General features: G+C 41.6%; 18 protein-coding genes. 9 read left to right on the top strand and 9 right to left on the bottom strand.

From position 1 onward, the window contains the following. Positions 1-262: 262 nt before the first annotated feature. From yaaA to NW213_RS07610, 6 genes are all read right to left on the bottom strand, one after another. On the bottom strand, positions 263-1,027 hold the full coding sequence (gene yaaA, locus NW213_RS07635) for a peroxide stress protein YaaA (protein WP_258322380.1): 765 nt from the start codon (positions 1,025-1,027) through the stop codon (positions 263-265). A 216-nt stretch (positions 1,028-1,243) separates the two neighbouring features. Further along, a complete protein-coding gene (locus NW213_RS07630) occupies positions 1,244-2,776 on the bottom strand; it encodes a DUF3843 family protein (protein ID WP_258322379.1) in 1,533 nt (510 codons plus the stop codon). A gap of 32 nt (positions 2,777-2,808) precedes the next feature. Continuing rightward, the gene (locus NW213_RS07625) at positions 2,809-5,784 is read right to left on the bottom strand and encodes a type III restriction-modification system endonuclease (RefSeq protein ID WP_258322378.1); all 2,976 of its coding nucleotides are present in this window, start codon (positions 5,782-5,784) and stop codon (positions 2,809-2,811) included. An 11-nt stretch (positions 5,785-5,795) separates the two neighbouring features. Continuing rightward, positions 5,796-7,700 (bottom strand): site-specific DNA-methyltransferase, encoded by a 1,905-nt coding sequence (locus NW213_RS07620; protein ID WP_258322377.1) that lies wholly within the window; start codon positions 7,698-7,700, stop codon positions 5,796-5,798. A 77-nt stretch (positions 7,701-7,777) separates the two neighbouring features. Next, positions 7,778-8,140, bottom strand: coding sequence for a hypothetical protein (locus NW213_RS07615; RefSeq protein ID WP_154043992.1), 363 nt, complete (start codon positions 8,138-8,140; stop codon positions 7,778-7,780). A gap of 10 nt (positions 8,141-8,150) precedes the next feature. After that, positions 8,151-8,750: a hypothetical protein gene (locus NW213_RS07610; RefSeq protein ID WP_258322376.1), complete on the bottom strand. Its 600-nt coding sequence runs from the start codon at positions 8,748-8,750 to the stop codon at positions 8,151-8,153. Between the two features lie 284 nt (positions 8,751-9,034). Between NW213_RS07610 and NW213_RS07605 the strand changes: the two genes are divergently transcribed. The 5 genes from NW213_RS07605 (at position 9,035) to NW213_RS07585 (ending at position 14,175) form a co-directional block, all read left to right on the top strand. Beyond that, positions 9,035-9,784, top strand: coding sequence for a polyprenol monophosphomannose synthase (locus tag NW213_RS07605; protein WP_154043994.1), 750 nt, complete (start codon positions 9,035-9,037; stop codon positions 9,782-9,784). Positions 9,785-9,854: 70 nt separating this feature from the next. Beyond that, positions 9,855-11,195, top strand: coding sequence for a dihydroorotase (locus NW213_RS07600; protein WP_258322375.1), 1,341 nt, complete (start codon positions 9,855-9,857; stop codon positions 11,193-11,195). Positions 11,196-11,299: 104 nt separating this feature from the next. Further along, a complete protein-coding gene (locus tag NW213_RS07595; RefSeq protein WP_258322374.1) occupies positions 11,300-12,202 on the top strand; it encodes a vitamin B12 dependent-methionine synthase activation domain-containing protein in 903 nt (300 codons plus the stop codon). Positions 12,203-12,247: 45 nt separating this feature from the next. Beyond that, on the top strand, positions 12,248-13,399 hold the full coding sequence (locus NW213_RS07590; protein ID WP_258322373.1) for a metallophosphoesterase: 1,152 nt from the start codon (positions 12,248-12,250) through the stop codon (positions 13,397-13,399). A 23-nt stretch (positions 13,400-13,422) separates the two neighbouring features. Then, positions 13,423-14,175: a 1-acyl-sn-glycerol-3-phosphate acyltransferase gene (locus tag NW213_RS07585; RefSeq protein ID WP_154043998.1), complete on the top strand. Its 753-nt coding sequence runs from the start codon at positions 13,423-13,425 to the stop codon at positions 14,173-14,175. A gap of 88 nt (positions 14,176-14,263) precedes the next feature. Here NW213_RS07585 and NW213_RS07580 read toward each other — a convergent pair whose 3' ends face one another. Beyond that, on the bottom strand, positions 14,264-15,643 hold the full coding sequence (locus NW213_RS07580) for a threonine/serine exporter ThrE family protein (protein WP_258322372.1): 1,380 nt from the start codon (positions 15,641-15,643) through the stop codon (positions 14,264-14,266). A gap of 285 nt (positions 15,644-15,928) precedes the next feature. On the opposite strand from NW213_RS07580, the gene NW213_RS07575 reads away from it, so the two are divergent. From NW213_RS07575 to NW213_RS07565, 3 genes are read left to right on the top strand one after another with little or no spacing between them, the layout of a single operon-like run. Continuing rightward, a complete protein-coding gene (locus NW213_RS07575; protein ID WP_258322371.1) occupies positions 15,929-17,143 on the top strand; it encodes an efflux RND transporter periplasmic adaptor subunit in 1,215 nt (404 codons plus the stop codon). Between the two features lie 37 nt (positions 17,144-17,180). After that, positions 17,181-20,306: an efflux RND transporter permease subunit gene (locus NW213_RS07570; protein ID WP_258322370.1), complete on the top strand. Its 3,126-nt coding sequence runs from the start codon at positions 17,181-17,183 to the stop codon at positions 20,304-20,306. Positions 20,307-20,309: 3 nt separating this feature from the next. Further along, positions 20,310-21,716 carry an efflux transporter outer membrane subunit gene (locus NW213_RS07565; protein WP_375338121.1) on the top strand — a complete coding sequence of 469 codons (1,407 nt, stop codon included), beginning with the start codon at positions 20,310-20,312 and terminating at the stop codon, positions 21,714-21,716. Positions 21,717-21,876: 160 nt separating this feature from the next. On the opposite strand, the gene NW213_RS07560 is transcribed toward NW213_RS07565, so the two are convergent. Both NW213_RS07560 and NW213_RS07555 read right to left on the bottom strand, forming a co-directional pair. Continuing rightward, entirely contained in the window at positions 21,877-24,198 is a 2,322-nt protein-coding gene (locus NW213_RS07560) for a TonB-dependent receptor domain-containing protein (RefSeq protein ID WP_375338120.1), read from the bottom strand. Between the two features lie 102 nt (positions 24,199-24,300). After that, positions 24,301-24,660 (bottom strand): hypothetical protein, encoded by a 360-nt coding sequence (locus NW213_RS07555; RefSeq protein ID WP_235339066.1) that lies wholly within the window; start codon positions 24,658-24,660, stop codon positions 24,301-24,303. Positions 24,661-24,792: 132 nt separating this feature from the next. Between NW213_RS07555 and NW213_RS07550 the strand changes: the two genes are divergently transcribed. Continuing rightward, positions 24,793-24,987: a hypothetical protein gene (locus NW213_RS07550; RefSeq protein WP_154044005.1), complete on the top strand. Its 195-nt coding sequence runs from the start codon at positions 24,793-24,795 to the stop codon at positions 24,985-24,987. Positions 24,988-25,083 lie beyond the last annotated feature (96 nt).

Below are 25,083 nucleotides of genomic sequence, written 5' to 3'. Positions count from 1 at the left end.
TTTGATTAATTATATCTTTATATGTTACCATAATCACATAATTTCTTTTTATACTCCAGTCATCCTAACAATTTCGTAAATAATACAACCTTTATCCGAAACATTAGCCTTTTTCCCATTTGATATATATTTCCAGATACAAAAATAGTGATAAATAATTAATCTAAATGGAAACTACTTTATATATTAGTTTTCCATATTAATAATCTGATATCTATAAAAACTGCACTGCCATGCATTTGAGTTTACATATAAGAAATGACTATCCCATAGTAAACACCGGATTATCACCGGTACTTTCATGCTCATTATAACAAAATCCTTCCCATTCGAAAAGTTTAAGATGTTCAGGGTCTTCTATCCTGTTTTTCAAGATATAACGCGTCATTTCGCCGCGACACATCTTGGCATAGACAACCACTGTTGAAAGCTTACCGTTTTTGTAAACATGAAAATCAGGAGTTATTACTCTGACTTCACTGCACACACGTTTCCAGTCGAAAAGATCCTTCATCTCGCTACTGGCAAGATTTATAAGAATTCCTCCCTTTTTCTTAATTTCATCAATAAAGAAATCAGTCAAAACAGGTTTCCAATAATCAAACATTGTCACGTTACCCCTTTCCGGAAGTCTCACATCTCCTTCCAGACGATAATTTTTTATAACATCAAGCGGACGGAGTAACCCATAAAGAAAGGAAGTGATTAACAGATGTTCCTGTGCATATTTCAAGTCCTCATCCGAGAAATCCTTCACAGCAAGACGTTTGAACACCATACCTGTGTACGACAAAATGGCAGAAAGACCATTATTATCTTCCGAAAAGAAATTATGATATCTGAAGTAATTCTCGGCAGCAAGTTTGGAGTTTATTTTAAGCATTCGCCCTAGTTCCTCTTTATTGAATTGCGACATATACATCGCATTCTGCACAGCCTCGTTATAAAATACCGGTTTTGTGGTTAACGGTGCTTTTTGCTTACTTTGCGCTGTCATTGTTTTAGCGCAAGATATATAAACCAACATAATCAGAATAGTGTTTAATCAATATTATCTTTTATCTAATATCTAATCAGAAATATCTTCTGTGATGTTTCATAAAGTAATCTTATTGGGGAATATCAGTATATTCCTCAGATTAACAAAGATAACTCTTCTAATGAAACATTCACGTCATACAAACAGCAGCCGAGAGAATACTTTCAGAGAAGAAAAACATCCCGAAGCGACAAAAATCTAAATTCATTTATACATTTCATTTAAATCTTTCTCCCTGCACCTGTTGAAGAAATAATCCAGTATGAACCGGGCATTCTTCCTCACCAGCTCTTTACCGTGTTCCAGTCCTTGTGTGTTATTTAAGGCTGCATCCTTCAGGTATCCTCTATCAAGAAGTTCGCAAGCCAGTTCGTATGGTATCAATTGGTTATTTGTCAAGAAATTAAACGCATTCTTTTCTGCCATTTCCTTATTATAATATGGATTATCAGGAGAAGCGATACATTCACAATAGTTACGCACAACAGATATTCCTTGTTTAGGAGTAATACACAACATCAATACGTCATTTCCCGTATCAGGAATTTTCAGTCCTGAAGCTATTTTATATTTCATCTTGTTTGAAATGAAATCGTTCATCTCTTCTTTTCCTTTCAGGAATACAAAATGTTTTCCTTTAGTTGCCGCAACGAAGTCATCGTATGCCGCCTTTTTGTTAGCATCCGAGAGTTTATTCTTAATGTCATCAAGTTCCGGAAAATCTTTAATGCTATAGATATTCATAGCCCCGTTGTGTTGCCAATACTTTCCAAACTTGAACAGAGTTGTTGCAACTACCATATCACCCGGTATTAACTTTGGAGCGTTCAGTTCAATAGAATCTTTTGTTACTTTATAAGTTTCCTCCTTGCCTGAAACCTCTTTGAACACATAATAATCATCTGTATCGTCCGTCACCAGATAAAATGCTCTCATCCTGCTGTCCACATCCATATATGGTGCATCCACATGATTGACAGCCTGTTCCTCAAGAAGAAGTTTCAAATATTCAGGAGCAGTAATGGCAAGAAGAGGAGTTCTGCCCGACACCACGCTGTTCATCTTAAAGGAATATATCATCAAATCCATCGTACGGTCATCAAGTTCCTTACGCTTCCCCAATTCCTCCATCTGCTCGGACAGGCTATCCAAATAACATTCATAACAACCCATGTTGATATATGAGTCAAAATAGAACCACTCTACTTTATTTCTGTATTCAATGAAATCACCCTCAGTCAAATAAGAGAAATCAAAGAAATCCTGAAGTCTTTCATTCACCGGAGCTGTCTCGAACTCCTCGTCGAAGATATCGTATATTTCATTTGCCAATGCCAAAATACCGGTATTCTCAGGATTATAGATTTTCTCCCCTATTTTATCTCTCTGAAAGCAATGCCACAGAATGAAGCGTACGTCTTCCACATTTATTTCGTCGGGATAATAATCTTCGCCCGTTTCATAGAAAGGCAATCGGCTGCCATAGCGTTTTTCGCACTGCGAAGTGAATACCTGCCAGACACCGGTCTGCGAAATAATATCTTCAAACCATCCGACAAGAAATATCGCCGTGTCTTCGTAAATCTCGTCTTCCGGCTCTGTTTCTCCCTCCATTATGTCATAATCATATAACAATTCAATTATTCTATTTACCAATTTACAGTAATAATTGTCTGTCGCATCGGTTTTTGTATATGGATGCATAGACACCCATTCTCTAGGATAAATTTTTCTCATTATTACCAGTTTTTGATTATATTCAATAAATATCACGCCAATACCTCATTCACAATCTGCAACATCTTTTTGTTGTTAACCTGTGTTCTGAAATGTACTGTATAACCTTGCGAAGAAAGATTGTCGAAAAACACCTTGGCACACTCTATCTTGAGATTTTCCAATCCACGGGTTCCGGTCATATTGTCAACATCTTTAGACTCCACTACTATGTTCAGTTCCTTTTCACCATTTTTCTTTTTTACCACATACATAAAGTCTGGGCTATAAGTACCTCCTGCCACAGTAGGAATAGCTATACTGTTTCGCGGAATCTTGCCATAGACAACAACCTCGGCTATGTCAGCATTTATATTTTCCAGTTCCAATGGAGAATCAAACGCCTTAGTATTATACAGATATTTTGCCATAGGCTCTCCTTCTACTACCTTTGTACCTATCCTGCCCTGAGCTATTTCTTTTCTTACTGTGCCATCACTGTAAGTCAATGCCGTCGCTCCGATATTTCCATTCGTCTTTTTATATTTGAAATGCCCCATCAGGTTTTCCGCCTTCCATTCGGCAAATTTACTGATTATAATCCCAGCCGACTGCTCATTAAAGAAGGAGTTCTTCAGTCTACCATGCTTTTCCACATAATTGTTTAACGCACTGTGCAGCACAGGTATGGGAATATTGGTAGCCAACGAAATACGTTTCAGGAATACACCGTATGGCAGTGAGTTCTTTATCGTATATTGCACTCCCCCATCCATAAGAAGAGACATCTGTTCGCCGTCACTCTTCACCACATCCCTATGACTTGTGATGACCTGCTCGGAGAAAACACCTTCCGACTCTAAAATATATGTCAGAGCATCCCGGATTTTTGAATTAAGTTCTTCTTCATACCAGATGGTATATCGCCTGTTCAGAATACTCCACAATTCGCTGATTTCCTCAAAACGAGCTTTTCGTATTCCCACAGGCTTGTTTTTCAACTTATTATTATCCTTAATCTTGTCAGATACAACTCCCGAACGGAACAACGGATATTCATCGAAGAATTTTACCCTGTTTTCAGGAACCACGGAAAGCATATCCGAATCATCGGGATCCAAATACCTTTTCTTCAGAAGTTCTGCCATAAGATCTCTCTTGTCCACTCCCATTTTTGCAGCTATCGCAGCAATATGCCTGAATGAGATAAATACAGTTTCAGGAATCTCGCTGTTGATTTGCTCTACTAATTTGTCGGCAAAATCAGCTTCAGTGAAATCCACTATATAGTTGAGCATGAAATCCTCGTTCGAGATTCTGTTGCCACACTCATCAACCGGGAGACGCAATCCACGGCCTACCTCCTGAAGTTTAGAGTTGTCACTTCCGCTGGAACGGAGCTTGGCTATGGTGAATACGTTGGGATTGTCCCACCCTTCCTTAAGCGTCCATTTGGAAAAGAGAAATCTTCGCAATATATAATTACCGTCTTTATCCCTGAAAGAAAGAAGTTGCTTCTTACCGTTGAGGATATCGTCCACCTCGCGGGCTATATCCTCGTCCGAGGAACTGTTGTCCTGCGCAAAATATCCCGCATGACAGGCTTTTATATCACTAAGGCTTGCTTCAAGAAAATCCCTATATTCATGTTCGCTGTCGCTTAGTACGGCTATTGTATCTTCAAGTTTTTCTTTCAGCAACCGCTCAAAAGTACGCAGCAGATAAGGTTTCTTGCCGTCGGAACTTTCTCTATACGACGTAATATCATCAATAAAAAAAAGAGCCAAAGTCTTGATTTTAAACTTCCTTCCACTGAAATTTGAGCGTTCTGTCTCAAAATGCCTTTCCAAAGCGAGGCGGAGCATCTGTTCCTGATATGAATTCATGTATATGTCCACATCTATCTCCTCTCCTACATTTTTCGTCAGTCCGTTGGAGAGTTCTATACAGTTTCTGTCTATGGATTCTATCATGATGCCGCTGAACTCTTCCGCCATTACGGACAGCGAATCACCGACATGCAGATGAAACGTACGTGTAGGCTTGTCAGCACTTCTGTACTGGAATGTAGCCACGTCATTTTTCACTACGGACAGTAGTTTCACCTTTTCATTCTTCTTTGAAACAGGCTCGAAATGCTCCTTTGCAACCCCCTTTATCAGTCCCTGATTGAATGCCTGGCAGGCGTTAAGGTCATAAAGCAGGTTTTTATATTCCTGAATAGCCCTCTTGGTCTTACCTTTACCAATAGTAATTTCCGGGAAAGTGGCACCAAAACGTATTATACACTGTGGTGCAAGCTCATCCATTATCACACCGAAGGCTTTCTGTTCGCGCGAAAACTTGTGCGGTTCGTCTATTATGACAAACGGCCTTGTGGCACGCAGAGCATTAAAAGGACGATAAAAGCCCTCTACAACCGTTCCGTAATCATCACGGCTAAGCATATAACCTTTAGCCACTTTCAGCAGCTGCATATTAACCAGAAGAACATATATCTTGTTGGAATTGCGGCTTGAGCCTTTTACGAACTCACTTACAGCCGTAGGGAAATACTGCCTTCCCTTTTTCTTGTTCTTCGCAGGCTCCAATGTGAGCAATTCTATTTCAGCTTCATATCCGCAGACATCGCGGAAATGACGTTTCACTGCATAATCACCCATAAACTGCCTTGCTCCTGCCTTTATGGGAAGTGTAGGCACAGCCACTATGAATTTGTTGATACCGTAACGTTTGTGCAGTTCGTACATGGCATGGGTATATACATACGTCTTTCCCGTACCTGTCTCCATTTTTATATCCAGATTCAGGCACTTACTGTCATAACTGTATCCCTTGTATTCCACAGACAATCCATTGGCATCCTGAATATTCTTTATATTGGCTCCTACACCGTCTATATATGTAGTTATCTGCGGATTGGCATAATATACCGATGGCGACTCTATAGTGGTCTTATGAAACACATCGGCTATAGCATCCACGGCTTTCTGCTGATGTGGCAACGATGGTTGAAGTATAAGTTCCATATATATTTATGTCAATAACGGATATCAAAATTAATACGCATATTCTTTTCTCCTGCCTGGACTGTCTGCATATTGTCTTTCAGTCCCTGCTGCTCGTTCCACATCAACGCATAGCCATATACCACTATATTCTGCGGATTGAATTCGGCCTCTGTCTGATATTTGTCAAGCAGTCCTCCTACAGCCTCGTTCGTAAGTCCGGGATTAATAATATAGAGGTGGTTAGGCATACAGTAAACCTCGTACCCGTCGAAATCGAGTGTTTCTATCTCCGGAGTCAATCCGTAGCCGTCCCTTACAAGCCATGTGGCAAGAATGGTAGGTACACCGAACTCATCAACAAGCGTTTTGTCGCCAAATATATATTTCGGGTCATAGTTTTCCATTTTTTCCACTGCTATGTCCGAAGGTTCTTGCAGAGTATAATGCTTGAATCCCAAATCGCCGTGGAACAGAGGATTTTCCTGTTTTATCTTGTTTGCGGCACGCTTGATGCGCTCCATACCTATTTTGTCTATGGTTCTGAAACCACATTTGAAAGCTTCAGAATCCTTTTCACACAACTCTTGCAACTGAACCAATATAAAAGTCCTGTCACCACCATCTTCAGAATTTTTCTTCATTAAAGCATGAGCCGTAGTAGAAGACCCTCCAAAGAAATCAACAATAATGGAATCTTTTTCCGTAGCTATAGTAATAATCCTATTCAATAAATCAATTGGCTTTGGAAAATCAAACACTTTTTTCCCGTCAAACAAATCCCTGACTTCTCTTGCAGCCTTCTTATTGCCCTCAAGGTCGTTCCATAACGGTGAAGGCCTTTTGGTTCGCCCATCAAGATAATATTTAACATACGGCCACCAAACTTCCTCATTATTGCGCATAGTCTTTTTCCAAAGAATCATATTGTTTTTCACGAGATTCTCATACGAAGTCTTCTCTACACGCCAACGACTGTCATACCCTGCAGTAGCTGTAGGATACAAAATTTCTCCATCAGGATTTTTTATTCCATAATATAGATTAGGACGATCTTCACGTTTATCATTAGAGCCTGTCTTTCTCAATTGGTCATAAGCGTAAAAGCCCACATCATCCTTATCCTGGAAACGCTTTTTGTCTTTTTCAGAAAGTTCCAGTCCGTTCAATTCATAACCTTCCTTCCTTGAATATACAAGAATATAATCAAAAGAACTTCCAAGTCCGCCACTATCCTGCCCGGTAGTCTGACCGGTAGACCTGACGATATTACCAAGAAAATTCTCTTCCCCAAACACATCGTCACACAACAGCTTCAGATTACTCTGTTCATTATCATCTATGGAAATAAAAATCACACCATCGTCTGTCAGCAAATCTCTGGCAAGCACAAGGCGTGGAAGCATGAACATCAGCCATGCAGAATGAGTGGCCGTGCCACGACGTGTCAAATCAAGAATTCTAATCGCCTGTTCCTCAGAAATACTAAGTTTGGAAGACAGTTCTTCGGGAGTAAACTTGAAAGAATCGTTATATACAAAACCATCGGAGCCTGTGTTGTACGGAGGGTCTATGTAAATGCACTTTATGCGTCCGGCATAAGATTTCAGCAAATGCTTCAACGCATCTATATTGTCACCGCTGATATATACGTTTTTGCTGTCCTTGTTCTCGGGCATGCTGTTATGTTTTTCATCAGGGACAACAACTGTTGTGGTATCGAGCGAAGCCAACAGTCTGGCATAATTCTTACCCAAAAAACGAAGTTCATACCCCTCATCCGTCACATTTATCTTGTCTTTCAAATATTCTTTAAAACGTTCTATATCGAAAGAACCGTCGGCATGGAAGCATGCTGGAAAATTTTCCCTCAGCACTTCCACTTCTTTAGCTCCGAGGGTGACATTATTATTCTTTTCAGTTATATCCTTTATCATTATTCATTTGAGTTATTATGCGACAAAATTAATATTTTTTTTACATATCTGTCCACCATATAAACACCAACCTAGCTTCAATCCTCGTTTAATTCCTCAAAGAAACCTTCCACACCGCCTTCAATCTGCTTACCCCAATCCTCTATCTGTTTTGAAAAATCTTTCAAGGCGTTTTTGGTCATTTTTGCATAAATCCTGCCTTTCAGCTTTCCTATCTCCTTCAGTTCGTCATCGGTAAACTCGTATTTCGACATTTCCTCTTCAATCTTCTCATACTCAGAAGCTATCTTTTCCCAATCTTCTTCCGTAAATTCATCATACCTGTCTTCCACCTGTTCTACCAGCGAAGACAGATGTTCTATCGGAGTTTTTGAGGTTTCGCATGACGAGATACATAACGAAAAAGCTATTGCAGCCAGGAATACATTAAATTTATTCATAATCAATGGTTTATATTTGGTTCTTAATATACATCGGCATATTCACTGTTCCCACATTCTTCAGCACTCCGTCTGCTACAAGAATTTTCAGAGTGCGCAAAGCTTTAGACTTGTTGAAACCAGTCAGCTTTTCAAAATCCGCACGGCGCATGAAACGGTTATACACAAAGTATCTGTCAATCTTGACTATTATATCAGCTTGTTCCATATTTCCGGAATGACGGGAATCATCAATATCATGTTCGAAATGAACCTTATTAAGCATTTCTAGCAATTTCTTGTCGGGAACAAAGCGGATACCTTTTACCTTTATGTCTTTGGAAGATACATATTTAGGATCTACATCGGGAGCGCATTTAAGACTGAGATTAAAACTGCCGATACCCTCCAAATTGACAGAATAACCCTCGCTGAAGGCATTATAGAATTCTGTCTGCAGGGCTGTCAGCACTCCCCATACATCAGAAGCGGTAAGGGAACATTTCTGGTTTACTCTCTCACCAAGGTTTCTTGTATTCACAACTCCTTTTGATATTACTTTGGCATGTAGTTTACGGGACGTAACTCCCTCTTTTTCAGGATTACTATACAAATCAAATTTTACAGGCATACTTTTATTCTTTTTATGTTTTACGCTTTTCAATTAAAAATTCCATATCAAAGATAGCGGAACACGTACGTGTAACGCGCGGAACACGAACGTGCAACGAGCGGAACACAAACGTGTAACGCGCGGAACACGAACGTGTCACGGTAAATATGGCAAGAAATTTTGACATAAGAAAGCATCCGCAAAATAAATATGTTTCGCCATGCAACAATTAACAATTAATAACAAGGGGTGGAGGATTTTTTCATTACCTTTGTTTTTAAGTACAAACTACACATTTTTATATGCAAAACAGTGACAGCATCATCATAATTCCTACTTACAACGAGAAGGAAAACATTGAGAATATAATCCGTGCCGTGTTCGGACTGGAAAAGTTTTTCCACATCCTTATTATAGAAGATAACTCGCCGGACGGAACAGCAGACATAGTGAGAAGGCTGCAGAAAGAATTTCCGGAAAGGCTTTTCATGATTGAAAGAAAAGGTAAACTGGGACTAGGAACTGCATATATCACAGGATTCAAATGGGCTATAGAAAAGAAGTATGACTATATTTTCGAAATGGATGCCGACTTCAGCCATAACCCTAACGACTTGCCAAGACTCTACAAGGCTTGCCATGAAGACGGCGGAGATGTGGCTATCGGTTCAAGATACATCAGCGGAGTGAACGTGGTTAACTGGCCTATGGGCAGAGTTTTGATGTCGTACTTCGCATCCAAATATGTGAGATTTATCACCGGAATACCTGTACACGACACTACTGCCGGATTCAAGTGCTACAGACGTGAAGTACTTGAAACCATCGATCTGGATAAAATCCGCTTCAAGGGATATGCTTTCCAGATTGAAATGAAATTCACTGCCTACAAGTGCGGATTCAAGATTATAGAAGTGCCGGTTATATTCATCAACCGTGAACTCGGAACTTCTAAGATGAACAGCAGCATATTCGGTGAGGCTGTGTTCGGAGTAATGAAACTGAAATGGGATAGTTGGTTCAAAAAATATCCTAAAAGAAAAGGTTGTTAGTTTTCAGACATTGGTTATTAGTTTTTAGAATTAGAAATCTAATCAATTAGTCAATTCTTAATATATAAAGATGAAAAGAATTTGGATAAAGAATGCTGTCATCGTGAACGAAGGCAGACAGTTTAAAGGCTCGGTTGTTACTGAGGATGAAACAATATACAGAATTATCGAAGGCGATGCTACGCCTGAATGTGATATAAACGAGACCATTGACGCAGAAGGCTGCTTCCTGCTTCCTGGAGTGATTGACGACCATGTGCATTTCCGCGACCCTGGACTTACACACAAGGCTGATATGGCTACAGAAACCGCTGCGGCTGCTGCCGGTGGTGTGACTTCGTTCATGGATATGCCTAACTGCAATCCGCAGACCACTACCATCGAGGCTCTGGAAAACAAGTTTGCCGATGCCGCTACCAAGTGCGTGGTGAACTATTCTTTCTATTTCGGGGCAACGAACAATAATGCCGACCAGCTTAAAGATCTTGACAAGACTCATGTCTGCGGCGTGAAACTGTTTATGGGCGCAAGTACAGGCAACATGCTTGTGGACCGCATGGAAGCTCTGAAGAAGATATTCTCCGAAGCGGGAATGCTGATTGCAACTCACTGTGAGGACCAGACCGTGATTAGCCGCAACACAGCCGAAGTGAAAGAAAAGTATGGCGAAGATGCCGACATTTCTCTTCATCCGATAATCCGCAGCGAGGAAGCTTGCTATAACTCATCATCTCTTGCCGTGAGACTGGCTAAAGAGACAGGAGCGCGTCTTCATATCCTGCATGTAAGTACAGCGAAGGAACTCGAACTGTTTGAGGATAAACCTCTGAAGGAAAAGAAAATCACTTCGGAAGCTTGCGTTTCGCATCTTATGTTCTGCGATGAAGACTACAAGACTCTTGGCGGACGCATAAAATGTAATCCTAGCATCAAGACACGTGCAGACCGTGACGCTCTGAGAAAAGCATTGAGCAGCAATCTTATAGACGTGATAGGTACAGACCACGCTCCTCACCTTCTCTCTGAAAAACAAGGCGGTGCACTGAAGGCTGTATCGGGTATGCCTAGCCTGCAATTCTCATTGGTAAGTATATATGAGCTTGTCAAGGAAGGTGTATTGTCAGTGGAACAGCTTGTACAGAAAATGTGTCATGCTCCTGCCGAACTGTATCAGATTAAGGAAAGAGGATTTATCCGCGAGGGATATAAGGCAGACCTGGTGATACTGAATCCTGACCATGAATGGACTGTCACTGCCGACTGCATAAAGAGCCGCTGCGGATGGAGCCCTATGGAGGGAAGAAACTTCCATTCCAAGGTTGAGAAGACCCTGGTAAACGGAACCGTGGTTTACGAAAATGATACCGTAAATACTGCCCACAGAGGTCAGGCACTGGTATTTAACAGATGATTGTAAAATTAGTTTTTAGTTGTTAGTTGTTGGCTATTAATTCCATCCGAATGGCTCTAACAACTAAAAACTAATATCTAACAACTTTTAAATTCTAATTAATAATGCGTACAGACATCACAGTAAAAGAATACTACATACACGAACTGGCTGATTACATAAACTGGATTTACTTTTTCCACGCATGGGGATTTCAACCCAAATATTCGTCTATAGCCGATATTCATGGCTGTGACGGCTGCCGTGCAATGTGGCTTGTATCTTTCAAGGAAGATGAAAGGCCAAAGGCTTCCGAGGCAATGCAACTGCACAAGGAAGCACAGAGAATGCTAAACAGTCTGGACGGACGCTTCAAAGTTTATGCCATGTACCGCCTGATGGATGCCAATTCGGACGGCGACAATCTGATAATGGAAGGGACAAGATTTCCGCTGTTAAGGCAACAATCAAGAGTTAAAGACTCTGACCCGTTTCTGTGTCTTAGCGACTTCGTCAGACCTGCATCCTATGGTATGACTGATACTGTGGGATGTTTTGCCACCACAATTGACCCGGAAATGGAAAAAGAATTCGAAGACGATGACTACAAGCATATGCTATGCAAGACTTTGGCTGAAAGACTGGCTGAAGCGGCAGCAGAAAAGATTCATGAAACAATCAGAAAATCGGTCTGGGGATATGCTCCTGACGAAAACCTGAGTGTGAAAGAGCTGTTGGATGAAAAGTATTGTGGAATACGTCCTGCTGTAGGCTATCCGTCACTTCCCGACATTTCGGTGAACTTTCTGCTTGATGATTTGTTGGATATGAAGCGTATCGGAATAACTCTGACTGAAAACGGTATGATGCACCCCCATGCTTCGGTGAGCGGACTGATGTTCGCGCATCCGCAGTCAAGATACTTCAGTGTCGGAAAAATAGACGAAGCGCAACTTGCCGACTATGCTGAGAGACGTGGCAAGACTGCCGATGAAATGAGAAAGTATCTGAGGGCAAATGTTGGGTAATCAGTTGTTAGTTGTTAATTTTTAATTCTTAATTATTAATTCTTAATGATCTTACTTAGAGTTGCAATATTTTTTCTGCTGATGCTGTTGTTACCGGACTGGTACATACACCGTGTATATATAAGGTGTAAGAAAAACAAGCTTTACAGCAGGCTTCTTTGGTGGCCTACTATAGGTCTGCTACTGCTGCTGGCTATCTTCATAGCCTTACACGACATTCTGCACGACTATTTCGGCATATACCTTATCGTAACTTTATGTTTCTGCATTCCAAAACTGACGTTTGTATTATTCAGCCTTATACTGAGGGGTATCAATAAGATTTCTGGATTGAAAATACCTCACGCAACCATATCTACCCTGCCTGCTCTGGCTATGCTGGGATATATTCTTTTCGGAGCAATAAAGGGAAAAGAAAACTTCAAGGTAAGGGAAGTAACATTCACATCGGCAAACCTGCCTGAAGAATTCGACGGCTACAGGGTTATGCAACTCTCTGACATACATTCCGGAAGCTGGAAAGGAAATCCGGAAGCCTTGAAAAAAGCCATAGACTTATGCAACAGACAAAACGCAGATTTGGCTTTGTTCACAGGCGATCTTGTAAACAGCCGTTCCGACGAACTTTTAGAGTTCACAGAAATTTTCTCTGAACTGAAAGCAAAAGATGGTGTTTACTCCGTATTGGGAAACCATGATTACGGGACATACGTCAAGTGGAATTCCGAAGCAGACAGGATTGCAAATATAGATTCTCTCATTGCCCGTGAAAACAGAATGGGATGGAGAATGTTGAACAACAGTCATACCATCATCAGAAGAGGTAATGACTCTATAGCAGTGATAGGAGTAGAGAATAGCGGACGCCCGCCCTTCCCAGACTATGCCCGTCTGAAAGAGGCCTCAGCAGGCACCGAAGGTATGTTCCAGATACTGATGAGCCACGACCCTACCCACTGGCGCAGGCAAATTCTACCGGAATCGGATATTGAACTCACACTGTCGGGGCATACACACGATATGCAGATTACGTTCTTTGGGTTGTCTGTATCATCGTTCATTTATCCTGAACACAACGGCATGTATATGGAAGGAGAAAGAGGACTTTACGTAAACATAGGACTAGGACACGTACTGTTCCCGATGCGACTTGGAGCATGGCCGGAAATAACAGTAATCACACTAAAGAAAAAATAACAGAAACTCAAAAACTCATAAATATGAAATTATTGTACATTATCTATCAGATTTGCATTGGTTTGCCGATATTCCTTGTAACAACAATTCTTACGGCACTGACAACAATGATCGGATGCCATCTTGGCAACGGACATTTCTGGGGGTATTATCCCGGAAAACTCTGGTCACAAATAACATGTTACACTTTACTTCTGCCTATAAAAGTAAAAGGGCATGAAAATATAGACCAGAAACAATCATATGTGTTTGTAGCAAATCATCAGGGTTCGTTCGACATCTTCCTGATATACGGTTTTCTGGGAAGAAACTTCAAATGGATGATGAAGAAAAGCCTTAGAAAAATACCATTTGTGGGTAAGGCATGCGAATCAGCAGGATTTATCTTCGTTGACAAATCTGGACCTAGAAAAATACACGAAACCATAGAACAGGCATTCCATGTGCTGAAAGACGGAACTTCGCTGGTGGTTTTCCCTGAGGGAGCTAGAACATTCACCGGACACATGGGTATTTTCAAGAAAGGAGCTTTCCAGCTGGCAGACGAACTTCAGTTACCGGTCGTTCCTTTGACGATAGACGGCTCGTTCAATATACTTCCGCGTACTGGAAAACTGTTGTCATGGCATCCTATGAAGCTTACCATCCACAAGCCTATTTTCCCAAAATGCAAAGGTCCTGAAAACATCAAGGAGCTTATGGAAGAATCGTATAAGGTAATAGAAAGTGCGTTACCGAACGAGTATAAAGGAAAAGTTGATAATCCTGACCAATAAATCTATAGCATAAAAAAACAGCTCCGGCATAAGGAAATAAATTCCAATATGCCGGAGCTGTTTTTTATATAAAATCAATCTGAATTGATTACCATTCTACGAATTTGCCACGAGCTCTGCGTTCTGCAAGAATTTCTTTCAGACGTTTGTTCTTCTCTTTAGCGATGTATTTACGTCGGAAGATGTTAGGGATGGCAACTCCAAGGGAAATACATAATATCACCATACCGGAAGTAATACCGCTCTGTATAGCCTTCATCAAGATTGAAATCTGTTCAGGTGATTCCACATTCATATTGATGATACCGAAAAGCATACGATACATAAGCACTCCAGGAATCATAGGAATGACAGAAGGGATAGTCAACACGTGGTTTGGACAGTGGAACCAGTGTACAGCCTTGATAGCTATAAGACTTACCAATACAGAACCGGCAAACGATCCTATCACGAGTCCCATATCAAGACCTATATTGTCTGTACTTGGACCGAGGTTCACAAAGTTACGTGTACAAACAGCTATTATACCTCCTATGGCAACAACCCACAACAGACGGCGTGGTATATTGAATATCATAGAGAATCCCATTGCTGAGATGGCAGCCGCTATGGCATATTCAATATAATTGTGGTGAGGAACCATACTGATGGTCGGGAAGAAATTTTCAATATGACATATCTTAACGGCAAATGCTATACCGAAAGCCATGGCAGAAACCATAAGCAATGTATTGACCGCACGTACTATACCGACCTGAATATAATTGTCCAGCATATCATCAACAAAGTTTATCAACGGCACTCCCGGTACAATGAACAATGCACATGCCAAAAGCGGATGCCATGGAGTGGTTGTCCACGAAGCAGGCAATAATGTAGATGCCCATGCCAACATTGTAGAAATAAAAGCAGCTATAGCAATACCCATGTAATGATTTAGACCTGACTCATTACATTTGGCACGTACTCTCATACCGATAATGGCAGCTATTGACGCATAAAGGAAAGCAACCCAGTCGCAACCGAACTGGATACAGAATCCACCGCAGGCAAAACCGGCACCGACAGCAACCTGCCAAGGAGTATAGTTACGCTTGCGTTTACGAATTTCTTCCAGCTCCTCTTCATATTGGTCAAGGGTGTAGTCATTCTCAATTGCACGCCATGACAATTTGCTCACAGCCGATATGGCAGTCATGTTCACTCCATGACCATCTATCCTCTGGAATTTTGTGAATGAGTAATCACCATCACTCACATTTACCATAAGCATTGTGAAGCTGACATTGATGTGAAGTTTTTCTTCCGGAATACCCAGGAAAGCGGCAGTACGCTTCATATTCCTTACCACACGGTTAGTATCGGCAAGACTCTCAACCAGAAGTTTTCCGGTGCGTAGAAGTAAATCTACTCTTCGATGAAGCAACAGCTCATCGTGTACTTTTTCAGTCGTCTGAAGATGTTCCATATAGTCAAGTTTTGTTTTCGGCTGCAAAGGTATTAATTATTCCTATTTTATGTGTATCTTTGTAGCGCAATATTATACAAAAAAATATCCGGATTTGGTAAGAAACAGAAAAATCACATATCGTTTCCACAGTTTTGTGGAAAAATTACACACCTTTTAATAATAAAAACTACTTGACAATACATTTTAAACAGTTTATTTTCAGCAAATTAGATTCTCCGTCTCAATTATGGCATATGGATTGCCATTAATTTAACGGCATCTAAAATATTAACAGATTTGTATATGAAACGATTTTTGACAAGAAAGGACTTGAAATTCAAGAAGAAACAAGCCATTTACTCATGCATCTGCATTGTCTTAGTAGTAGGTCTTTATTTTATCTTCAACAGGAAAGAAAAACCTGTCGTCGAAAGACCTATAGTATGTGTGCAACCTGTCGTACAGGAGAATGTTGAAATCTATGGAGACTATGTAGGACGAATCAGGGCACAACTTTTCGTTGAAGTAAGAGCCAGAGTAGAAGGCTTCCTTGAAAGAATGCACTTCGAAGAAGGTAGTTACGTTAAAAAAGATCAGATACTTTTTGTTATCAATCAGGACCAATACCGCGCAAAAGCCGATAAGGCTAGAGCACAGCTAAAGAAAGACGAGGCTACGGCTCTGAAAGCCAAACGTGATTTGGACCGTATCCGTCCACTTTATGAGCAGAACGCTGCCAGCCAGCTGGACTTGGATAATGCCATAGCCGCATACGAAACAGCAGAGGCAAGTGTAGGTATGAGTAAGGCTGACCTAGAACAAGCTGAACAGGAATTGGGATATACAATCGTACGCTCTCCTATTTCAGGACATATCAGTGAAAGACTTGTTGACCCTGGAACTCTGGTTGGTACCGGAGGTAAATCATTGCTAGCTACAATAGTAAAGAGTGACACCGTAAACGTGGATTTCAGCATGACAGCCCTTGACTATCTAAAAAGCAAGGAAAGAAACGTTACTTTTGGTCAGAGAGACACTACACGTACATGGAAACAGACAGTAACAGTTACACTGCCGGACAATACCGTATATGAGCATAAAGGTTTGGTGGATTTCGCGGCTCCTCAGGTTAATCCAAAGACAGGTACATTCCAGGTAAGAGCTGAACTTCCAAATCCCGAACATGTTCTTCTTCCAGGACAGTTTACAAGCGTTAAGGTGCTTCTCGACGTAAGAGAGAATGCTACAGTTATTCCAAAGAAATCACTTATCATCGAAAAAGGCGGATCATACGTATTCGTGATGCGACGTGACTCCGTAGCTGAAAGACGTTTCATTGAGATAGGTCCGGAATTCAAGAACGATGTTGTAGTGGAAAGAGGTCTGGCACCGGGAGAAATGATTGTGACAGAAGGTTACCACAAGCTCACACCGGGAGTGAAAGTACAGGTTGCTCCTGAAGATATAAGCCAGGAGGAAAACAAGGCTGACAATGACAGCAGCACTACAAGCAAGTGAAATTAACACAGAGGTAAACTAACCAAGCTACACATTTATGAAAGTAAGTTTCTTTATAGACAGGCCGGTATTCTCGGCTGTCATCTCAATACTTATTGTCATAGTAGGTATCATAGGATTGATGATGCTTCCTATCGACCAATACCCACAGATAACTCCGCCTGTGGTTAAAATCAGCGCCTCATATCCGGGTGCGAGTGCCGTAACCGTTTCTCAGGCGGTGGCAACTCCTATCGAGCAGGAACTCAACGGTACTCCGGGTATGCTTTATATGGAATCAAACAGTTCGAATACAGGTAGTTTCTCGGCTACTGTCACTTTCGACATTTCAGCCGACCCAGATATGGCATCCGTTGAAATACAGAACCGTGTGAAACTGGCTGAATCAAGACTTCCGGCGGAAGTTGTTCAGAACGGTATCGAAGTGGAGAAACAGGCAGCCAGCCAGCTTATGACTCTGACTCTGATGTCTGACGACCCGAAATTCGATGAGATTTATCTTAGTAACTTTGCTACACTATATGTACTCGACCTTCTTCGCCGTATTCCTGGTGTAGGCCGTGTATCGAATATCGGTAGCCGCTATTATGCAATGCAGATTTGGGTTGATCCGGCAAAACTTGCCAATTACGGACTGACAGTGCAGGATTTGCAGAGTGCACTTAAAGACCAGAACCGTGAATCGGCAGCCGGAGTACTCGGTCAGCAGCCTATGTCAAACGGTATCGACATAACTATCCCTATCACAGCTCAGGGACGTCTTTCTTCGGCATCCCAGTTTGAAGAAATAGTTCTTAGAGCTAATCCTGACGGTTCTCTCATCAGAATGAAAGATGTGGCAAGAGTTTCTCTTGAAGCATCATCATACAGTACCGAGAGTGGAATCAACGGTGGTAACGCAGCGGTACTTGGCATATACATGCTTCCGGGAGCCAATGCGATGGAAGTTGCACAAAGAGTAAAAGATACAATGGAGGAAATCAGCCAGACATTCCCTGAAGGTCTGGAATACAATTTCCCGTTCGATATGACAAACTACATCTCGCAGTCTATCCATGAGGTGTATAAGACTTTGTTCGAAGCCCTGTTCCTGGTGATTGTGGTGGTGTTCCTGTCTCTTCAGAGCTGGAGAGCGACGCTCATTCCGGTCGTGGCAGTACCTATATCGCTTATCGGTACATTCGGTTTCATGCTGATATTCGGGTTCTCGCTCAATATGCTTACACTGTTGGGACTTGTACTTGCAATCGGTATAGTAGTGGACGATGCCATCGTGGTGGTGGAAAATGTGGAACGAATAATGGAGGAGGAAAAACTCAGTCCTTACGAAGCCACAAAGAAAGCTATGGAAGGTCTTGCCGGAGCCGTAATCGCAACATCACTGGTGCTGGCTGCGGTGTTCGTACCTGTAAGTTTCCTTTCCGGTATCACAGGTCAGTTGTACCGCCAGTTTACAGTGACAATCGTTGTGTCAGTACTTCTTTCCACAGTTGTGGCATTGACATTAAGTCCGGTGATGTGTTCTCTGATATTGAAACCTACAGATCCGGACAAGCCTAAAAACAGAGTGTTCAACTGGATAAACAAATGGCTGGGTATCGGTAATAACCAGTACGTGAAATATATAAAACGTATAATCAAGAATCCGCGCCGCGTAATGGCAGGTTTCGGTATGGCACTCATATTTATATATGTGTTCCACAGATTGGTTCCTACCAGCTTCCTTCCGGTTGAGGACCAGGGATATTTCACTGTAGAGCTTGAATTGCCTGAGACTGCCACACTCGAGCGTACACGCAAGGTTACCGACAGAGCAATTGAATTTATAATGAAAGACCCTGCTGTGGAATATGTACAGAATGTTACCGGTACCAGTCCGCGTGTGGGAACAAGCCAGGCAAGAAGCCAGCTCACAGTTATCCTGAAAGAGTGGAAAGAACGTGACAATACTACGATAGACGAGGTAATGGACAGAGTTCAGAAAGAGCTTTCTACATATCCTGAAAGCAAGGTTTACCTTTCTACACCACCGGTAATTCCGGGACTTGGTACAGCCGGAGGTTTCGAAATGCAGCTTGAAGCCAGAGGTGAGGCTACATACGATGATCTTGTGCGTGCCACAGACACTCTGATGCATTATGCTTCTATGCATAAAGAAATTGCAGGTCTGTCATCGTCACTGCAGGCTGAAATTCCACAGTTGTATTTCGATGTTGACCGCGACAAGGTGAAACTCTCAGGAGTACCTATGGCAGATGTATTCTCTACGATGAAGACTTATACAGGTTCGGTTTATGTGAACGACTTCAACATGTTCAACCGTATCTACCGTGTATATATACAGGCTGAAGCTCCTTATCGTCAGCAGCGCGAGAATATAGGTCTGTTCTTCGTAAAAGGTTCGTCAGGCGATATGATTCCGCTTACAGCACTTGGAACAACAGATTACACAACAGGACCTGGTAGTATCAAACGTTTCAACATGTTCAACACATCAGTTATACGTGGTACAACCGCCAATGGCGCCAGTTCAGGTCAGGTAATGGAGATATTGGAACAGATAGCACGCGAAAAACTTCCTGACAACATAGGTGTGGAATGGAGCGGTCTGTCATATCAGGAAAAACAGGCAGGCGGACAGACAGGTATTATATTATCACTTGTATTCCTGTTCGTATTCCTCTTCCTTGCGGCACTATATGAAAGTTGGACAGTACCTATCGCAGTATTGATTTCACTTCCTGTTGCAGTACTAGGAGCATACGCCGGAGTAACATTATGCGGACTTGAGAACGATACTTACTTCCAGATCGGTCTTGTAATGCTTATCGGTCTTGCTGCAAAGAATGCCATCCTTATCGTGGAATTTGCTAAAGACGAGGTAGATAAAGGCAGAGATGTGGTAGAATCAGCCATACATGCGGCACAATTACGTTTCCGCCCTATCCTTATGACATCACTGGCATTCATACTTGGTATGCTTCCTATGGTATTGGCTACAGGTCCGGGATCTGCAAGCCGACAGGCAATCGGTACCGGAGTATTCTTCGGAATGATTATAGCCGTTACAGTAGGTATCGTGCTTGTACCTTTCTTCTTCGTAATGATATATAAGGCTACAGGCAAAATGAAACAGAAACGTATCAACATAAAGAAAGCATAACTTATGAAACATATAGCATCTATATTAAGACTGACGATCTTCTTCCTAATGGCTTCCACTATCTGTGGTTGCCAACTAGGAAAGCACTATACACGTCCTCAGATTGATATGCCAGAAGTGCTTGACAGCATGAGCATGGACAGTACATCAATGGGTGATTTCCCTTGGGAAGAACTTTACACGGACACTACACTGCAGGCTCTGATAAGAAAAACACTTGAATACAACAAGGATATGCTTATAGCCGGCGCACGTATAAAGGAGCTGGCTGCCATGAAGCGTATCGATTGGGCCAACATGTTTCCGGCTATAACCAACAGGATTTACGCCGAAGAGGAAGAGGAGAATTATGGTGGAAACAACCGTAAACCGGACGACCAGTTTGATATTAAACTCGGTGTTTCATGGGAACTTGATTTATGGGGTAACCTACGCTGGGCACGTGATAAGAGTATAGCTGATTTTATGGGATCTATAGAAAATCAGCGTGCTCTGAAAATGAGTCTCATAGCACAAATGGCACAATCATATTTCGAATTGGTGGCATTAGACAATGAATTATCCATAGTTCGAAAGACCGTCGATGCCAGACGTGAAAGTCTGTATCTTGCCAGAATCAGATACGAAGGCGGGTTAACAAACGAAACAGCGTTCAGACAGGCTCAGGTGGAATTAGCCAGGACTGCAACTCTTATTCCTGATCTTGAAAAGAAAATATCATTGAAAGAGAATGAAATAGCTTTCCTGACAGGCGAATATCCACATCATATAAACCGCTCAGTGCTGCCTGAAGATGTATTGCTACCGGCGACCCTACCTGTTGGTTTGCCATCGAGTCTTTTGGAAAGACGTCCTGATGTAAGACAGGCTGAACAGTCGCTTATCGCCGCAAATGCAGCAGTTGGAGTGGCATTCACAAATATGTTTCCAAGACTGACTCTGACAGCATCATACGGAGCTGAAAGTGAGGAGTTGAAAGATATATTCAAATCTCCACATCACCTTATTACCGGTTCGCTCATTACCCCGATATTCAATTTTGGAAAGAATCGTGCGGCACTAAAAGCAAAGAAAGCCGCATACGAGCAGGCCACATACGCTTACGAAAAAGCTGTACTAAACGCATTCAAGGATGCAAGAAACGCAATCGTGGAATTCAACAAAACACGCGATATATACGAAACCAGATTGAGACTGGAACAGGCTTCGAAAAGTGCTCTTGACCTTGCCGAACTGCAATATATCAACGGAGTAATCGGTTATATCGACTTGCTGGACGCACAGCGTGGTTATCTGGATGCACAGATAGGATTGAGCAATGCAATACGCGACAAGCAGATTACTCTGGTAAATCTCTACAAGGCTCTTGGAGGCGGATGGTCACAGGAGGAGAATAAGAAAAACCGATAATTTAGAATATGTTTATTTGCCATTCAGGCGGTGTTCAGAGAACGTTTAGCAAACGTTAACCGAACATCGCCTGAATTGTCTTTTACTGTGTCTTTCCCTAATCTTGGTTGACTGTTATAAATGGTTTCTAAATGGTTATTAAACGATATCTAAACGGTATTTAATTGAAGAACTTTATACCGATAAATATAGTTCTAGGCTGTGTAGGACCGTAGAAGTATTTTGAGTCACGTCCTATACCTTTATCCAAGTCTTTCTGGAAAGCATTGAACATATTGTTCACACCACCGTTCAACTGAAGTTTCAGATGGTCGTTCAATACAAAAGTATAGTTCAGTTTCAAATTCAGTTCCATGAAGTCCGGAGTCTTTTCAAGAACATCTTTCTCTATATAACCGGCAAAGTGAGGTACCAACATACGTCCTGTATATACACCAGACAATGAGAAATCAAAATTTTTGTTTTTGAACGGAGCCGAAGTAAACGTAAAATAACCGTACAGGTCAGGAGTACGCGTCATCTTCTTCGTTGGTGCCACATCGGTATCCTCACTCCAGTAAACAGCCTCTGTGTATCTGCTCTGCTGTGCGGTAAAACCTAACTGCAACTGGGCATCCCTGCCATGAGCAATCTTATAGTCGATATTGGCTCCATATACTCTCGCACCACGTCCGTTGCAACGCTCCTGTATGGTAGTTCCCGGCTGATCGCCCTCACCTATATTTTTAAGATAGAAGACATCGTTAAGCATCGTATAGAAACCTTCAATCAAAAGGTTTGACTGGAAATGACCAAACGAAGCACTCCAATCTACAGAGCCGCTGAAACTGTTTGAGCGTTCAGGCTTGAGCCCTTCCGCCAGACGGATAATCATAGCCTCACCACCTACGGCTGCCACATGAAGGTCTTCATCGTACGCCTGTGGAGCACGGAAACCAGTTGACCATGTCAGACGTCCCTGCACATTATCCTTTGGTTTCCACAAGACATTCACACGCGGACTGAATATAACATTATCCACAAGATTATGCTTGTCAAGACGGAATCCTGCCAATAAAGTGAGTTTATCCATTTTCCACTCGTTCTGAGCGTATGCGCTGGCCACTTTAACATCCTGTTTCAAATCGCGGTTATATCCTGCCATAATGTCATGCAATGCGTTGTACTGATACTCCAGACCACCGGTGAAAGTAGCCGGAGAGAAAAGGCACTTATCCATATTACCTACATACATTGCTCCACCTACTGCAGTCAAATCGTCTGTAGTTCCGTATGCCTTTCCAGGGTCATCAAGTTCCTGTGTACCATAATAGCTGTTACGGTCGATATGCTGAACAGAACCGTAAACAGAGAGTTTATGACGGTATTCATTGAAGAATACATCGTATGTCAGACCACCGCTGTTTATTATATGCTTGGTCTGCTCACATATATCTGCTTCATGAGGCTGCAGATTAAAATTGCTTCCACCGCGTCTGAATTCATTTGTAGTATGATATTCCAGGCTGATACGGCTGAAATGAGTCGGGCGGTAATAAGCTCTGAGTCCGAATGTATTCATATTCAGTTTTCCCAATTCCGAGAAACCGTCACCGTCAGCATCGTACGGATTTCTGTTTCTATAAGACTGATACAATGCTATACCGTATGTATTGTCAGAAGATACGAGAGAGGCATTCGCTCCCATATACTGTTCCCAAGATTTTCCACCAAGATTGGACATATTGGTAGAAACCTGAAATGAATTGTTTACAGGATCTTTGGTTATGATATTGATAGTACCACCTACAGCATTTGCACCGAAAAGAGCCGATCCACCGCCACGCACTACCTCTACCCTCTCTATCATATTCACAGGAATCTGCTCTAGACCATACACTCCAGACAATGCGCTCATCACCGGACGGCTATTGATAAGAATCTGCGAGTATGGCCCTTCCAGACCATTAATACGTACCTGAGGGAAGCCACAGTTCTGACAATTATTCTCCACGCGCAATCCTGACTGATAGTTAAGCGACTTTGCCAAATCAGTAGAATTTACCATTTCGAACAGTTTATTGTTCATCACATTTACCACAACAGGAGCTAGTTTCCTGCTTGTTTCATTTCTGTTGGCAGACACCACGACTTCATCAGTCATGATAGTTTCTTCCGAGAGGACAAAATGCACATCTACAGTATATTCATCGCTCACACTCACCTCTTTAGTCTGTTGTGCATACCCGACAGAATTCACTTTCAACGTATATTTACCTGCAGGAACTTTTTTCAGCTTAAAATATCCGTCTGTATCAGTCACTGTTCCCTCACCCGTTTCAACAATAATGACTGTAGCATATGGAAGACTATTTTCCGTACCTTTTTCTATTACATGACCTGTAATTACGTTACCCTCTTTCACTGGGCTGTTATCGACCCCTGCCGCCATACTGACTATGGCGCACACAAGAGCCGAAATGAATATTGATAATTTCTTCATTTCTTTATTGATATAAATTTGATAAAAAGTTACAACGTATTTATTCCATGCCTATACAGAAATACAGGCACGAAAAGACAGGACACCATATATGGTGCCTTACTATACAAATAGAAATGAAGAATAAGGAGGTGCGCGCAGACCTATACCGGAATCAAATTCCGGCAACAGACATGTAGGAACATGTTCTGTATAATCAATAAGGAATACAGGTTGAAACGGTGTATCGACAATCAAAGGTTCCGAAGCTTCCAATGAATGGAAATCAGTAAGAAAATGAAGAACCAGAGTCTGTCCGGCCGTATGTGAATGCTGATCCGAGAATGGATGCGAATGCACTATCATTACGCCGTTCACCACGTGTACATGGGCATAAGCAGAGACTATGGCATAATATGCCACAAACACAGTAAGAAACAGCGAGACCGTTATTCTAATCCATGCTCCAGTGCTTTTTGTCATAACTCTATTTATACTCATTATAAATTGCGCAGCAAAGATAAGCAAAATATTAAAGCATTCAATGTAATGGAACAAATTTTATGCGTTATATAATAAAGATGCCATGATAAAATCATATAATATGACATTATCATGGCATTCAGAAACTATTTTACATTAAATCTGACAATAGCCGTAACATATCAGACAGTAGAGTTTCACCTTAGAACAAAGAACATATCATACTGTTTACTTTTACCAACATATACCACAGTGAAACTTTATCGTTATCCATCATTTTCCATCGCTAATCTAGTCTTTGTTTACGGAAGCGGCAAGCATACTTAATGTTTCATATTGTCACATTAAATTAAAATAAAAGCTACACGGTTACCAATAAAAACCTTAGTCTTTTTACAGATAAATCCATAATGATATTTGCAT

The organism is Bacteroides sp. ET336, assembly GCF_024733815.1.
Taxonomy (GTDB): Bacteria; Bacteroidota; Bacteroidia; order Bacteroidales; family Bacteroidaceae; genus Phocaeicola; species Phocaeicola cellulolyticus.
Note: the sequence above shows the minus strand (reverse complement) of the source record. Positions and strands in the feature narration are given on the sequence as shown.

Excerpts from the sequence above, each read along its gene's own strand:
- NW213_RS07605 (WP_154043994.1), top strand. The coding sequence starts at position 9,035 with ATGCAAAACAGTGACAGCATCATCATAATTCCTACTTACAACGAGAAG.
- NW213_RS07565 (WP_375338121.1), top strand. The coding sequence starts at position 20,310 with ATGAAACATATAGCATCTATATTAAGACTGACGATCTTCTTCCTAATG.
- NW213_RS07560 (WP_375338120.1), bottom strand. The coding sequence starts at position 24,198 with ATGAAGAAATTATCAATATTCATTTCGGCTCTTGTGTGCGCCATAGTC.
- NW213_RS07600 (WP_258322375.1), top strand. The coding sequence starts at position 9,855 with ATGAAAAGAATTTGGATAAAGAATGCTGTCATCGTGAACGAAGGCAGA.
- NW213_RS07585 (WP_154043998.1), top strand. The coding sequence starts at position 13,423 with ATGAAATTATTGTACATTATCTATCAGATTTGCATTGGTTTGCCGATA.
- NW213_RS07610 (WP_258322376.1), bottom strand. The coding sequence starts at position 8,750 with ATGCCTGTAAAATTTGATTTGTATAGTAATCCTGAAAAAGAGGGAGTT.
- NW213_RS07580 (WP_258322372.1), bottom strand. The coding sequence starts at position 15,643 with ATGGAACATCTTCAGACGACTGAAAAAGTACACGATGAGCTGTTGCTT.
- NW213_RS07620 (WP_258322377.1), bottom strand. The coding sequence starts at position 7,700 with ATGATAAAGGATATAACTGAAAAGAATAATAATGTCACCCTCGGAGCT.
- NW213_RS07615 (WP_154043992.1), bottom strand. The coding sequence starts at position 8,140 with ATGAATAAATTTAATGTATTCCTGGCTGCAATAGCTTTTTCGTTATGT.
- yaaA (WP_258322380.1), bottom strand. The coding sequence starts at position 1,027 with ATGTTGGTTTATATATCTTGCGCTAAAACAATGACAGCGCAAAGTAAG.
- NW213_RS07590 (WP_258322373.1), top strand. The coding sequence starts at position 12,248 with ATGATCTTACTTAGAGTTGCAATATTTTTTCTGCTGATGCTGTTGTTA.
- NW213_RS07550 (WP_154044005.1), top strand. The coding sequence starts at position 24,793 with ATGGCATTCAGAAACTATTTTACATTAAATCTGACAATAGCCGTAACA.
- NW213_RS07625 (WP_258322378.1), bottom strand. The coding sequence starts at position 5,784 with ATGGAACTTATACTTCAACCATCGTTGCCACATCAGCAGAAAGCCGTG.
- NW213_RS07630 (WP_258322379.1), bottom strand. The coding sequence starts at position 2,776 with ATGAGAAAAATTTATCCTAGAGAATGGGTGTCTATGCATCCATATACA.
- NW213_RS07555 (WP_235339066.1), bottom strand. The coding sequence starts at position 24,660 with ATGACAAAAAGCACTGGAGCATGGATTAGAATAACGGTCTCGCTGTTT.
- NW213_RS07570 (WP_258322370.1), top strand. The coding sequence starts at position 17,181 with ATGAAAGTAAGTTTCTTTATAGACAGGCCGGTATTCTCGGCTGTCATC.
- NW213_RS07575 (WP_258322371.1), top strand. The coding sequence starts at position 15,929 with ATGAAACGATTTTTGACAAGAAAGGACTTGAAATTCAAGAAGAAACAA.
- NW213_RS07595 (WP_258322374.1), top strand. The coding sequence starts at position 11,300 with ATGCGTACAGACATCACAGTAAAAGAATACTACATACACGAACTGGCT.